Annotated in this window: 13 protein-coding genes; 12 read left to right on the top strand and 1 reads right to left on the bottom strand. The window is 48.5% G+C overall.

The features are described 5' to 3' along the window. The first annotated feature begins 12 nt into the window (after positions 1 to 12). From AA84_RS17605 to nspC, 12 genes are all read left to right on the top strand, one after another. On the top strand, positions 13 to 1,440 hold the full coding sequence (locus tag AA84_RS17605; RefSeq protein WP_051577927.1) for a lipopolysaccharide biosynthesis protein: 1,428 nt from the start codon (positions 13 to 15) through the stop codon (positions 1,438 to 1,440). A 136-nt stretch (positions 1,441 to 1,576) separates the two neighbouring features. After that, positions 1,577 to 2,236 carry a sugar transferase gene (locus tag AA84_RS0109960; protein WP_037563407.1) on the top strand — a complete coding sequence of 220 codons (660 nt, stop codon included), beginning with the start codon at positions 1,577 to 1,579 and terminating at the stop codon, positions 2,234 to 2,236. A gap of 36 nt (positions 2,237 to 2,272) precedes the next feature. Continuing rightward, positions 2,273 to 3,208, top strand: a complete 936-nt coding sequence (locus AA84_RS0109955; RefSeq protein WP_028977079.1) for a GDP-mannose 4,6-dehydratase — start codon at positions 2,273 to 2,275, stop codon at positions 3,206 to 3,208. Then, on the top strand, positions 3,195 to 4,709 hold the full coding sequence (gene tuaE, locus AA84_RS0109950; protein WP_081791762.1) for a teichuronic acid biosynthesis protein TuaE: 1,515 nt from the start codon (positions 3,195 to 3,197) through the stop codon (positions 4,707 to 4,709). The genes AA84_RS0109955 and tuaE overlap by 14 nt, the downstream gene beginning before the upstream one ends. Beyond that, the gene (locus AA84_RS0109945; protein ID WP_028977077.1) at positions 4,706 to 5,398 is read left to right on the top strand and encodes a hypothetical protein; all 693 of its coding nucleotides are present in this window, start codon (positions 4,706 to 4,708) and stop codon (positions 5,396 to 5,398) included. Before tuaE ends, AA84_RS0109945 begins: the two co-directional genes overlap by 4 nt. Before the next feature lie 2 nt (positions 5,399 to 5,400). Then, positions 5,401 to 6,180 carry a teichuronic acid biosynthesis protein TuaG gene (gene tuaG / locus AA84_RS0109940; RefSeq protein ID WP_037563405.1) on the top strand — a complete coding sequence of 260 codons (780 nt, stop codon included), beginning with the start codon at positions 5,401 to 5,403 and terminating at the stop codon, positions 6,178 to 6,180. Between the two features lie 18 nt (positions 6,181 to 6,198). Further along, entirely contained in the window at positions 6,199 to 7,353 is a 1,155-nt protein-coding gene (gene tuaH, locus AA84_RS0109935; RefSeq protein ID WP_037563403.1) for a teichuronic acid biosynthesis protein TuaH, read from the top strand. 678 nt (positions 7,354 to 8,031) lie between these two features. Further along, the gene (speD, locus tag AA84_RS0109930; protein WP_197021210.1) at positions 8,032 to 8,823 is read left to right on the top strand and encodes an adenosylmethionine decarboxylase; all 792 of its coding nucleotides are present in this window, start codon (positions 8,032 to 8,034) and stop codon (positions 8,821 to 8,823) included. Between the two features lie 17 nt (positions 8,824 to 8,840). Further along, positions 8,841 to 10,286 carry an aminotransferase class I/II-fold pyridoxal phosphate-dependent enzyme gene (locus AA84_RS0109925; RefSeq protein WP_028977073.1) on the top strand — a complete coding sequence of 482 codons (1,446 nt, stop codon included), beginning with the start codon at positions 8,841 to 8,843 and terminating at the stop codon, positions 10,284 to 10,286. A gap of 5 nt (positions 10,287 to 10,291) precedes the next feature. Beyond that, a complete protein-coding gene (gene speE, locus AA84_RS0109920) occupies positions 10,292 to 11,143 on the top strand; it encodes a polyamine aminopropyltransferase (protein ID WP_028977072.1) in 852 nt (283 codons plus the stop codon). A gap of 67 nt (positions 11,144 to 11,210) precedes the next feature. Beyond that, a complete protein-coding gene (locus AA84_RS0109915; protein ID WP_028977071.1) occupies positions 11,211 to 12,410 on the top strand; it encodes a saccharopine dehydrogenase family protein in 1,200 nt (399 codons plus the stop codon). Positions 12,411 to 12,421: 11 nt separating this feature from the next. Beyond that, complete coding sequence (gene nspC, locus AA84_RS0109910) at positions 12,422 to 13,558, top strand: carboxynorspermidine decarboxylase (protein ID WP_028977070.1); 1,137 nt, start codon at positions 12,422 to 12,424, stop codon at positions 13,556 to 13,558. Between the two features lie 38 nt (positions 13,559 to 13,596). Here the strand turns inward: nspC and AA84_RS18835 are convergent, their stop codons facing one another. Continuing rightward, entirely contained in the window at positions 13,597 to 13,791 is a 195-nt protein-coding gene (locus AA84_RS18835; protein WP_028977069.1) for a hypothetical protein, read from the bottom strand. Between the last annotated feature and the right edge of the window lie 190 nt (positions 13,792 to 13,981).

Below are 13,981 nucleotides of genomic sequence, written 5' to 3'. Positions count from 1 at the left end.
AAGAGGAAAAAAATGAAAAGCTTTATTAAGCGTCTGCTTGCGTTTTCGATCGGACCGTTTGGTGCAGCATTTATCGGACTGATTACGATTCCGGTAACCACCCATTTTGTTTCACCTGAGGAATACGGAAAAGCGAGCATGTTTCTGCTTGCGTTAACGATGCTGGCTACGTTTCAGTACCTCGGCATCGATCAAGCGTATACACGAGAATTTCATGAGGTGAACGATCGGGAAGCGTTATTCTTGAATGCACTGCTGCTTCCACTTTTGTTCGCCTTATTTATTTTGGCAATGATTGCACTGAATCTCAGCACAACCTCGCAACTGCTGTTTGGCGAACCGGATCATGATGCAGCATCACTGCTGCTCGGTGTATCACTTGTCCTCCTTTGCTTTGAACGTTTCTTGCTGCTGTCCTTACGGATGCAGGAAAAAGCGCTTGCTTATTCGCTTTACACCGTGTTCATTAAGCTTATCGTTCTTGCGGCTACGCTTGTGTTCGTTCTTTTCATCCGCCGCGACTTTCTTGCTGTGGTTTATTCAGCAGCTGTCGGTCAAATTTTCGGTGATCTGCTGATTCTATTTCGATTGAGGGCGATGTTTCGCCTCCGCCATTTTCGCCCCGATCGCGCGCTTTTACATCGCATGCTTCTTTTCGGTTTGCCGCTCGTTGTGGCCGCCTCGGCATCTTCTTTGCTCAATTCTGCCGGACAGCTTTCCCTTCGTACATGGAGCAGTTTTTATGCGGTCGGCATGTTTGCCGCCGCGCTTAAGGTTGCCGCCGTTTTGTCTGTGGTGCAGACGGCGTTTACGAGTTTCTGGGTGCCAACCGCGTATCGCTGGCACGCCGAGGGAAAATCGATTGCCGCTTTTCGTATGGTCAGCAGTGGCGTGCTCTTGTTCATGTCGGTGCTTTACTTCGTCGTGCTTCTCTTTAAAGAACCCCTGATGTGCTTACTTTCACCGGATTATCTGCCTGCCGCCGGCTTGATCGGCCTGCTTTGCCTGCAGCCGGTTCTCTATACGCTTAGCGAGACGACAACATTGGGGATCGTCTTCTCAAGAAAAAGCTACTTGAATCTATGGGTCAGCTTCTTGTCTTTGGTTCCTTGTCTGCTGATTAACGCACTCGCAGTTCCTAAACTCGGCACGATTGGTGCCGGGCTTGCGACCGGAGTCTCCTATGTTTTGTTTTTCATTGCCAGAAGCTGGTTTTCGGCAAAGAATTGGCGAAGTTTTCCACTTTATCGGCACTATGCGGTGATTGCGGTTCTTTTTACAGCCGGCGTTCTCAATAGCATGCATTTGCCATTTATGGTTTTGGCAAATTTGGGCATGCTTTTATTAGTGATCTTCATGCAAAGGCGGGCAATCGTCCTGTTCTATCAAAAGTTTCGGGCGACAAAACGAGAAAATGATTCTTCAGCTTTTCCTTCTTAAAGTCGGCTCTGCGGAGGATCATTTAAACCATTCCTTTACACAACCTTAAACGAGTCATCATATTGCCTACATAAAGGTTCACTATAATTGAAACAAGTTCAAAGGCAAGTAGTGATGAACTGGAGAGGTGTTTCATGTGAAGCCGGAAAAAGAAATACGCGCGTGCAGCGGCTATTCAATGGTCAATCGGCCGCAAATTGCACTCCCTGAGGGGATCAAAATGTATCTGCCAATCAAACGAGGCTTTGATCTGCTCGCTAGCTCAGTCGGGATCGTGCTTGCTGCACCGATCATTTTCATTTTCGCCTTATTGATCGTTTTGGAGACGCCGGGCTCGCCGTTCTACGTTCAGGAACGCTGCGGAAAGGGTGGAAAACGATTCAAATTGGTTAAGCTTCGTTCGATGCGAAAAGATGCCGAACGCGGCGGTGCAAAATGGGCGGAGGCCGATGATCCGCGCGTTACCCGGGTCGGTCGATTTATTCGGAAAACACGTATTGACGAACTTCCTCAATTTCTTTCCGTACTCAAAGGGGACATGTCGCTGATCGGTCCGCGTCCGGAGCGACCGGTATTTACCGAGAAATTTGATCGCGAGATTCCGGGATTTAAAAACCGCCTAATGGTGAAACCGGGCCTAACCGGGCTTGCCCAAGTGAGCGGCGGCTATGATTTGTCACCAAAAGAAAAACTCGTTTATGACTTGTACTATGTCCGCAACCTATCGCCAATGCTTGAGATCAGCATTTTGCTGCGCACGGTCAAAGTCCTGTTGACCGGGGACGGAGCCCGCTAACAAACGGGATGACTTTTACGATCAGGAGGGATTTCCATGGAAAAAGTATTGGTAACCGGCGGTGCCGGATTTATTGGCTCACATGTTGTGGAGGTCTTGCTAAAAAAAGGCTATGCCGTTGCCGTTATGGATAACTTTTCTACCGGGCGTCGGGAGAATATTGCCAATCTCCCGGTCGATCTTTATATTTGCGATATCGCCGATCCATCGGTCATTAATGTCGTCAAATCGATTCAACCGGACTATATTGTTCATCTGGCTGCGCAGATCAGCGTGTCGCAATCGGTCGCCGATCCGCTGTTTGATGAACGGACGAATGTAACCGGATCACTGAATATCATGAACGGTGCACGTCTTTCCAATGTGAAAAAAATCGTTTTTGCTTCATCGGCGGCCGTGTATGGTAACCCGCTGGAAATTCCGGTCACAACCGAGCATCCGACGCAGCCGGAATCTCCCTACGGATTAACGAAACGAACGGTAGAAAATTATCTACATCTATTCGCAAAATTTTATGATTTACGCTCTAGCATCTTACGTTTCAGTAATGTATACGGTCCGCGTCAGGATGCGGATGGTGAAGGTGGTGTGGTCTCGATCTTTTCCGATCGGATCCAAAAAGGAACGCCGCCGATGATCTATGGCGACGGCGACCAAACGCGTGATTTTATTTTTGTGGAAGATGTGGCCCGTGCCGTTGTTGCCGGCCTCTCCGTTAAAGAAAATCTATGCGTCAATGTCTCATCACAAACCGCGATCAGTATTAACGATCTGTTTCAGTTGATGAAAGATGTTTCCGGATCAGATCTGGAGGTTTATTATGGGCCGAAGCGCAGCGGCGATATTCGCCACAGCATGCTTTCCAACGAAAAGGCCAAAGAACTGCTGCATTGGAAACCTGAGGTGTCGCTCAAAGATGGGCTGCGGATGACCTTGCGTGCCTTGAAACGGAGAAAACGTGAAGTCGTTTGAGTTTAGCGAAGCCATGAACCGATCGCAGCAATACAATCCGCGAGCGCAGCGGGAGGATCATCGCGCGATTCGTGAACATGTCGTTCTCATTGCGCTGCTGGCGGCTGGTTTGCTGGGCATTTATTGGATTGGAGACACATGGCTGCAGCTTGTGGCCACACTTGGCTGGATTTCAGCTGCGCTGATCGCCGCGCTTTATTTAAAGGAGCATACATCGTCATCCGTACTGCTGACAAGCATGATGTATGTCTTCGTTGCCTCCACCTTTTTAAATCAAATCGTGTTGCGCGTAACGATCGGTTTCTTTACGCTTTTTATTTACAGAATCCTTTTAATTGCGAGTGCCGTCGTGTTTCTCGTCTATGTGGTGAAAAGCGGCGGATTGCGCGGGCAATGGGTAAGGATGCCGGTCAAAGGTGTCCTGCTCTTTCTTTGTTTTTGGATGGCCTATGCGCTGGCTTCGCTTACCTGGGCGTGGTCGGTTACTGAGGGCATTAAATATCTGTTCTTGCTCGGCATCGGTATGCTGTTCATTTTTCTTGTGGTGTTTACATTTACGCGCGTGCGCCAGTTGGTCGCTTTTCATACAATCTGGATGGTGATGAGCGGTTGCTTGATTGTCATCGGGCTTGTCAATCATTTTGCGCGCATTCAGCTGCCGACGTCAACGTTGTTTAATGGGCCAAACTACAAACAGGGCTACCCTACCGCCGTATTCACAAATCAGAACGATTTTGCATTGCTGCTTTCCGTTTCGATCTTTTTTTATTTAGCGGCGCTTCGAAACGTGAAACAGCCGTTTGCTCGGCTGCTCTGCCTATGCGCTGCCGGACTGTCGGTCTGGCTGATTATCCAAACCGAATCGCGTGCTTGTCTGCTGGGGGTTGCGGGCGGCATTGCCTGTTATGCATTCCTAATGCTGCCGAAAAACGGCAGAAAAATAGCCTTGTGGTGCGGTGGCTTGTTCGCAGCTGCAGCTGTACTGCTTCTTTCAGGAAAACTTCTGGAGATGCTGCAGCATATCATCCGTGCACCTGCCGTTTATGCGGTTAATGAGAATCCAAGTTCAAATACGGTACGGATGAATCTGTTGCAAAGCGCTTGGCACTATTTAACGGATACGTATGGTTTCGGCGTCGGCGCAGGCAATCTTTCGGTTTATCTTGAACAGCAGCCGATCACGAATACCGATCAAATTTTCGAGGTGCATCATTGGCTTGGCGAGATTACCGGGACATTCGGCTTACTGATCGGCGGCGGTTATCTGGTCATGTATCTTGTCCTCTTTTTCTACTTATATAAAGCACATGCAAAACAAACGGATCAAAAAGCAAGGATGCTTGTGGAAACTGGTTTGACTGCTCAGACGGCCTTTCTCATTTCCAGTATCAGCCCCAGTTCAGTCAGCAATCTGTATTTTCATTGGGTGTTTTTAGGTTTTGTGATTTGCTGCGCAAGCGTCCTTTGCTCGGTTTCAAAGTCGGGAGAGTCGATGAAATGAATCTACTGAAACGGTTTACCACACGCTTAAAACACTATTTATGGCTGGTGCTGGCGCTTCCTGCCGCACTTGCCGTCATCGGTTTTCTCGTACCGGTTGGCGCGATGCCTTCTTCTTATCAAGCGCAAGCAACCGTGCAATTGGGAAGCTATGAAGATCCCATTTTTAACGAGACGAATCCGGTCATCCTAATGCTAACCAACGCGCCATTCTACCAGCAGCAGCTGCCGCAACTGTGGGCGCAAAATGAACACGAATTGCTGAGCAAAGTGGAGATTCGCGATTTGAACAATCGTTTGATTCAGCTCCGTTACCGCGCGGCATCAAAGGAAGAGGCAAAGAATGGCGCGCAAGCCATAACGGATGCCTTCCTTGATGCTGATCGGCAGCATTATAACCGGAGGGAAAAATTAATCGATCAAACGCTTTCACAATTAGAAAAGGAAAAGGCGCCGGCAACCGATGCTGCTGCGCGTACGCGATTCGTTTATAAACTGCAAAGCTTAAAATTGACGATGCGACCGGCTCAGCAATTGGAGCAAGTATCGCTAAGCAGCGGGGCGAGTGTCACGACCTTATCATCGAAGAAACGGGCGGTCCTTGGTGCCGTGCTCGGAATGACGCTTGTGCTCCTTGCCGCGGCATTGCCGGAATTTATTCGCAAGAATGACGCGAGGGGAGCTGAATAATTATGGCTGCGGAACACGATTACAACGCCTTGATTTCGGTAATCACACCGACGTACTGTTCGGAAAAAACGATTCAGCAAACGATCCAATCGGTTCGCGCGCAGACTTGGCCGTACTGGGAGCTGATCATTGTCGATGACGCTTCATCCGATCAGACGTGCACGATGCTTCGCGAGGCGGCCAAAGAGGATGCACGCATTCGCCCCATTTTTTTAGAGGAAAATCATGGTGCGGCCTTTGCTCGGAATACGGCTCTGGATCATGCGAAAGGCCGTTATGTGGCCTTTCTCGACAGCGATGATTGCTGGAAGCCAAGAAAGTTAGAAAATCAATTGCGGTTCATGGAAATGCATCAGTACGCATTTACCTTTACCGGCTATGAATTGATGGATGCAGAAGGGCACTTGCTTAACAAAATCGTAGCGGCCCCCAAGCGTGTGACTTATAAAAGAATGTTGAAAAATACGATTGTCGGCTGTCTGACGGTGATGATCGATCGAAAGCAGACCGGGACTTTTCATATGCCTGATCTTCGTTCCAGACAGGACTTGGCAACTTGGCTTTCTTTGCTGAAAACAGGACTCGTGGCTTATGGTATGGATGAGGTGCTGGCCGAATATCGAATCAGCGGGAAGACCTCACTGTCAGGGAATAAATGGAAGGCAGCCAAGAAAACTTGGTTTGTCTACCGAAATGTCGAACGCTTGCCGCTGATCCTGTCTTGCTGGTATTTTGTTCATTATGCGGCCCATGCCTTGATGAAGCGAATGATCAGCATCTGACTGGAAAGGAAGACCGTGATGAAAAATATACATGTCATTGTTGGTGCAGGGAGATGGAGTCAGGATGGGCTGCGCTATCGCCGCCATCGGCTCGCTGAATTTCTTGCGTCTCGTCGTGACACCGAACGCGTAATCTGGCTTTGTCCCGCGCCGCATCGCGAGACGGATCACAAGGTCGGCGCGGGCCAGCGGATCGAGCAGTGGACGGTTACCGATTTATTGCCGCAAAAGGCGTTTCGTTTTTCTCGTTACCTTGCCTTATTTCACCAGCGGCGCCTGAAGCAGCTCGTTCATCGGTTGCAGATTTATCAGGGGCGTTTCCGTTTGTATTTGTGGTATACCTTTCCGGGCTTTCCAAGCTTGAGCCATTTGCTGCGCTGGGAACGTGTCGTGTATGACCGCAGCGATCTGTGGGCAGCACCGATCAGCGGCCGACTGTCCCTTGCGCGCCGAATGCGAAGACGCGTGATTGCTCAAGCGGAGCATCGAATTGTCACGCGTGCCGATCTGATCTTCTGCACGTCGGATTACTTGCATAATGTCACCGATCAAGAGCTGCCTGTCGCCAAGCAAAGCCGCGTCCGAACGTTTGAGAATGGGGTGGATTACGCGATGTTCGAGGCGGCAGGCAAGCCGACAAAGAATGCGCGAACAGTGCTCGGCTACATTGGCGGGATTAAGCCCAAGTTGGATTTCGCCCTTTTGGATGCCGTTGCCTGCCGCAAACCGGATTGGACGATTCTGCTTGTTGGTCCGGACAGTACCCATGGCGACCCGAATTTCAAACAACTGCTTGCACGTCCGAATGTGACTTGGGTAGACGCAGTACCTCCGGATCAGGTGCCGCATTACATGCAGCAAGTGACGATCGGACTGATGCCGTATAAAGCATCGCCTTATAATCATGCCGTTTTTCCGTTAAAATTGTTTGAATTTCTTGCTTCGGGAAAAGCAGCGGTCGGGATTCATTTGCCTTCGACGAAAAAATATGAACGAGAGGGAAGCTATCTTTGCCTGGACCAATCAGATCCGGAGCTATTGATTTGCGAATGTGAACGGCTCGCGCGCATCGCCGATGATCCGGTTTATATCCAGCAGCGCAAAACCGTTGCGAAAGCAAAAGACTGGCCAACCATTTTTGAAACAATGCTTCATCACGTTAAACTTGATTAACAGCGGCGGATTGCCGCTTTTTTGTTTTTGACCTGTTCTTCGTATGGACCCTCTATAAGGTTCTCGAAATGCGCTTTAACTTTTCGAGAATCCGCTTTAACTTTTGAGAGATTCGCTTTAACTTTTGAGAGATTCGCTTTAACTTTTCGGGGATTCGCTTTAACTTTTGAGGGATCCGCTTTAACTTTTCGAGAATCCGCTTTAACTTCGGGGATTCGCTTTAACTTTTCGGGAATTCGCTTTAACTTTTTGGAATTCGCTTTAACTTTTGAGGGATTTGCTTTAACTTTTCGGGGATTCGCTTTAACTTTTCGAGGATTCGCTTTAACTTCGGGGATTCGCTTTAACTTTTTGAGAATTCGCTTTAACTTCGGGGATTTGCTTTAACTTTTTGAGAATTCGCTTTAACTTTGGGCGGATTCTTTTTAACTTGGCGGGTCGTTTTTTTCTTCACACGTTTTTTTGTATTTCGATCGATGAGATGGATATAAATAATAGAAGAAATTGGTTTTTGCTGTGTATTATTTTTTCTTGACTTGAATCGGGTTGTCTATATAATTAAATTAGATTTTTATGTGTGTGACGATTCGACAATTATCGCCGTAGCGGCTTATTTTTTTCTTGTAGCGAATGCCATCGATTGTGAGTAGAGAACCGGGAAAGGTTGTGGGGATAGGGTTGGAAAACAAACTGAAATTGTACGGCTTCAACAACCTCACGAAGTCACTAAGTTTTAATATTTACGATGTCTGCTATGCGAAGAGTGAACGTGAGCAACGCGATTATATTACCTACATTGATGAACAGTACAATTCAGAGCGGCTGACCCATATTCTTTGCCATGTCACGGAGATGATCGGTGCGCATGTGCTCAATATCAGCAAACAAGACTACGATCCCCAAGGTGCGAGTGTTACCGTACTGATTGCTGAGCAGGAGTTCCCAAAGGATCAAATTGATCGCTCATGCAATCTCGGGCACTATGCGGACACCATTGTCGGCCATCTGGATAAGAGCCATGTAACGGTGCATACCTATCCGGAATTTCATCCGGGCACGGCGATTGCCACGTTCCGCGTTGACATCGATGTGGCCACATGCGGGGAAATCTCCCCATTGAATACACTCAATTACTTGATCGGCAGTTTCGATTCCGACATCATCACGGCGGATTACCGCGTACGCGGGTTTACACGCGATGTCGATGGAAAGAAATTGTTCATGGATCATCCGATAACATCGATTCAAAATTATATCGATGACGAAACACTTGAGAATTATGATGCCGTTGACATTAATGTTTATCAAGCCAATCTTTTCCATACCAAAATGCTTATTAAAGAACTTGATTTACAGAACTATTTGTTTAATCGCGATGTACTTGAAATCCCGCCGAAGGAACGTTTGAAGATCAGCAGCAATCTCCGCAGGGAAATGATTGAGATCTACAGCGGGGCGAATATTTTTTAATTATTGGAGTGCTGCTTATGAATTTATCACAAGAACGCGCGCCTGTCCTTGAGGCGCTGAATCGCTATAAAGCGATGCGGGTCGTGCCTTTTGATGTGCCGGGACACAAACGAGGCAAGGGGAATCGTGAATTAACCGATTTTCTTGGAGAAAAATGCCTGACCGTTGATGTGAATTCAATGAAACCGCTTGATAATCTGTGCCACCCGGTGTCGGTGATCAAAGAAGCAGAAGAACTGGCGGCTGAAGCATTCGGGGCGAAACACGCCTTTTTTATGGTGAACGGAACAACCTCCGCTGTGCAGAGCATGGTGATGAGTGCTTGCAAACGCGGTGAAAAAATGATTATGCCGCGCAACGTGCATCGCAGTGCGATTAATGCGCTGATTCTGAGTGGAGCGATTCCCGTTTACGTCAACCCGGGCGTGAACCACGAACTTGGTATTTCACTTGGCATGTCGGTTGCCGATGTGAAGCAAGCAATTCTGGAAAATCCGGACGCCAAAGCGGTTTTAATCAATAACCCAACCTATTATGGCATTTGCTCAAATTTAAAGGCGATTACGGAACTGGCGCATCAGCACAACATGCTGGTACTTGTTGATGAAGCGCACGGGACGCACTTTTATTTTGGCGAAGGGCTTCCAGCCTCGGCGATGTCGGTCGGCGCTGATATGGCTGCAGTCAGCATGCATAAATCCGGTGGTTCGCTGACGCAGAGCTCGCTCTTGCTTGTTAACGGATTAAGCGAGGGTTATGTCCGTCAGATCATCAATTTGACGCAGACGACAAGCGGCTCCTATCTGCTGATTTCTTCTCTGGACATATCGCGCCGCAATCTCGCCTTGCGCGGCCGCGCGATTTTTGAGAAAGTGGCTCAGATGGCCGAGTACGCGCGTGCAGAAATTAATCAGATCGGCGGGTATTACGCGTACGCCGAGGAACTGATCAACGGCGATTCGATCTATGATTTCGACCGTACGAAATTGTCCGTGCTGACGCGTGATATCGGTCTTGCCGGCATTGAAGTTTATGACCTTCTCCGCGATGAATACGATATCCAAATCGAGTTCGGCGATATCGGCAATATTCTTGCTTATCTTTCAATCGGCGATCGGATCATGGATCTCGAACGGCTCGTGTCGGCCTTGTCGGAGATTAAGCGGCGCTATGCCAAGGATCGGACCGGTATGTTAAGCCAGGAATACATTCGTCCGGAAGTCATTCTTGCCCCTCAAGAGGCCTTTTATGCGGAAAGTGAGTCGACAAGACTTGAGGACAGTCTTGGACGGATCTGCGGCGAATTCGTGATGTGCTATCCGCCGGGGATTCCGATCCTCGCTCCGGGCGAAAAAGTGACGGCCAAGGTACTTGAATATATTCAGTATGCGAAGGAAAAGGGCTGTTTTCTTACCGGTACACAAGACAGTCACGTCAACGCAATCCAGACAGTGAAGGAGTGAACGGCTTGGACTTATGGTTTACAGAGAAACACACAGATAACGTGAAACTGTCGATTAAGGTTGACCGACAAGTGTACAGCGCGCAAAGCGAGTTTCAACGGATCGATATTTTCGATTCGCTTGAATTCGGGCGCTTTTTGACCCTTGACGGGTATATGATGCTGACGGAGAAGGACGAATTCATCTATCATGAAATGATCGTCCATGTGCCGATGGCCGTCTTGCCACAGGTGAAAAAGGTGCTGGTGATCGGCGGGGGAGACGGCGGTGCGGTCCGCGAACTTGTCCGCTATCCGGAAATCCAGCAAATTGATTTAGTTGAAATTGATGCGCAAGTCATTGAAGCATGTAAAAAATATTTGCCGCAAACCGCAGCCAAATTAGATGATCCGCGCGTGACCATTCACGAGGCGGATGGTTTGAAATTTGTTCGTTCAAAAAAGGATGAATACGATTTGATTATTGTCGATTCAACCGATCCTTTTGGTCCTGGTGAAGGCCTTTTTACAAAGGAATTCTATGGAAACTGTTTCAAGGCGCTTACGGCAACCGGGGCAATGGTCAACCAGCATGAAAGCCCATTCTATCTAGTTGACGCGATTGCAATGCAGCGCGCCCATAAGCGGATCGTTGATTCCTTCCCGATCAGTCGTGTCTATCAGGCGCATATTCCAACCTATCCATCTGGCCACTGGCTGTTTGGCTTTGCGTCGAAGCACGGTCATCCGCTTCAGGACTTTGATGCACAAAAATGGAAGGCACGAAACCTGAAAACCCGCTATTATAATGATAAAATTCACGTCGGCGCATTTGCACTGCCGAACTATGTCAAGCGGATGCTTGAAGAAATGGAATAAATGTGTCTGATCCATTATTAATGAGTCCTTGCAGTGGACAGGCTACTTTTAAGGAGGCGTTCGTAAATTGGGTAAAGCATTGATGATCGGCGCAGGCGGCGTCGCAGGGGTTGTGGCACATAAGTGCTGCCAGAATTCAGAGGTATTTGAAGAAATTTGTATCGCAAGCCGTACACTTTCCAAATGTAATGCCCTCAAAGAAAAGTTGGACGGCGGTAAGACAAAAATTACGACCGCACAGGTAGATGCAAATCATGTTCCGGCATTGATTGCATTGATTGAAAAGGTGAACCCGGATATTGTAATCAACGTCGCGCTCCCTTATCAGGATCTAACGATTATGGATGCGTGTCTGGCAACGAAAACAGACTATGTGGATACGGCAAACTACGAGCCGGAAGATACGGCCAAATTCGAATACAAATGGCAATGGGCGTATCGTGACCGCTTCAAAGAAGCCGGCATCACCGCACTACTCGGCAGCGGTTTTGATCCGGGCGTGACCGGTGTATTCTCTGCATATGCTCAGAAACACTACTTTGATGAAATTCATTCAATCGATATTCTCGACGCTAACGCCGGCGACCACGGCTATCCATTTGCGACTAACTTCAATCCGGAAATCAACATTCGTGAAGTAACCGCGAACGGCAGTTACTTTGAAAATGGTCAATTCATTGAAACCGAACCAATGGCGATCAAACGCGTCTATGATTTTCCACAGATCGGACCGAAAGACATCTACTTGCTTCACCATGAGGAAATGGAATCCCTTGCGCAAAACATTAATGGCATTAAAAAGATTCGCTTCTGGATGACCTTTGGTCAAAGCTATCTGACGCATCTTAAAGTTTTGGAAAACGTCGGCATGACTTCCATTGAACCAATCGAATTTGAAGGAAAGAAAATCGTTCCGCTGCAATTCCTGAAAGCCGTTTTACCAGACCCGGCATCACTTGGACCGCGTACAAAGGGCAAAACGAATATCGGCTGCATCTTCCAAGGCGTCAAGGACGGCAAGCCGCGCACCTATTATGTTTATAACGTATGCGATCACCAGGAATGCTACAAAGAAGTCGGTTCTCAGGCGATTTCATATACAACCGGTGTACCGGCGATGATTGGTGCAGCAATGGTGATGACCGGAAAATGGAAACGACCGGGTGTTTACAATATTGAAGAATTCGATCCGGATCCGTTTATGGATGCGTTGAATCAATTTGGGTTGCCGTGGCATGAAGAATTTGCGCCAACGCTAATCGATTAAGGAGCTTGCCAATGGCTATCGATTTTACTGCGGCTCCATCGCCAAGTTACATTGTTGATGAAGATCTGCTTGTGAAAAATCTTGAACGCTTGAAACAACTGCAGGAGCGGACCGGCTGCAAGATCCTGCTTGCACAAAAGGCTTTTTCAATGTTCGCCTTTTACCCACTGATCGGCCGCTACTTGAGCGGGGTTGCATCCAGCTCCTTGTACGAAGCACGGCTCGGCCGTGAAGAGATGGACAAGGAAGTGCATATCTACTCACCCGCTTACGATGAAAAGGACTTCGCTGAAATTCTCGAGGTGAGCGATCACATCGTCTTTAACTCATTCAGCCAGTGGGCGCGCTTTAAAGACCAGGTGAAGCAGGCACCTCGGGTGATTGAATGCGGCATGCGTGTCAACCCCGAATATTCGGAGGTTGAGACCGGACTTTATGATCCCTGCGCGCCATACTCGCGCATGGGCGTTACGGAAACAAATTTTGATCCGGACGCCCTGGAGGGACTTGACGGACTGCATTTCCATACATTATGTGAGCAGAATTCGGATGCGCTGGAACATACGCTGAAGGTTGTGGAACGCAAGTTTGGCCAATACCTCAAAGGCATGAAGTGGCTCAACTTTGGCGGTGGTCATCACATCACACGCAAGGATTATGATCTGGAACGGCTCGAACGCTGCATCACATCGGTGCAAGAAAAGTATGACGTTGATGTTTATTTGGAGCCGGGCGAAGCGGTGGCCTTGAATAGCGGCTATCTTGTGGCTACCGTTCTCGATGTGTTTGAAAATGGAATGCCAGTTGCCATTCTGGATACTTCGGCGACCTGTCATATGCCGGATGTACTGGAAATGCCCTATCGGCCTGAGATCCTTGATGCAGGAAAGCCCGGGGAACGTGCCTTTACCTATCGTCTTGGCGGGCCAACTTGCCTGTCCGGCGATGTGATCGGCGACTATTCCTTTGATCAGCCGCTCAAAGTCGGCAACCGTCTTGTCTTTTGTGATATGGCCATCTATTCGATGGTCAAAAACAATACCTTCAACGGCATCGCGCTGCCCTCGCTTGTCAAGTACAGCGAACAAGAGGGGCTGCAGACGATCAAAACGTTTAACTACGAAAATTTTAAAACAAGACTTTCTTGATCGACGAGTTCCTGCCAGTTAAGGCAGGAGCTTTTTTTTTACACTGGTAAGAAAGTATAGAAAATAAAAGATTTCAGGAAACGAGTGTAGGTGGTTCGGTAGAACACCGCGTCCTGCGGCTCACCGAACACTAGGCCGTCCATGGCCGTCGCGGGCGGCGACTGTGCCTTCGCCAGAGGCTTGGCAAAGCCAAGTTTTCTAACAGGAAAAGAAAGCTTATGATTTTGCCCCATCTTCAAACCTACAGACCGGTGTCTTGACCGAATCAAAGCGGAGGTACTCTGGCACCAAGCAGGATTGCGCTTTGTTGATGCGTGCCAGCGAGACCCCCTGTCTGAGGCGGCTCGCGGTGCGCCCGTGGCAAGCGGAAAAGACACGAACCCATCACACAAGCAGTAATCGTGGAAATCGTAACAGATCCCT

The organism is Sporolactobacillus terrae DSM 11697, assembly GCF_000648615.1.
GTDB lineage: Bacteria > Bacillota > Bacilli > Bacillales > Sporolactobacillaceae > Sporolactobacillus > Sporolactobacillus terrae.
The sequence above is the reverse complement of the archived record's forward strand: the minus strand, read 5'-3'. Positions and strand labels throughout refer to the sequence as shown.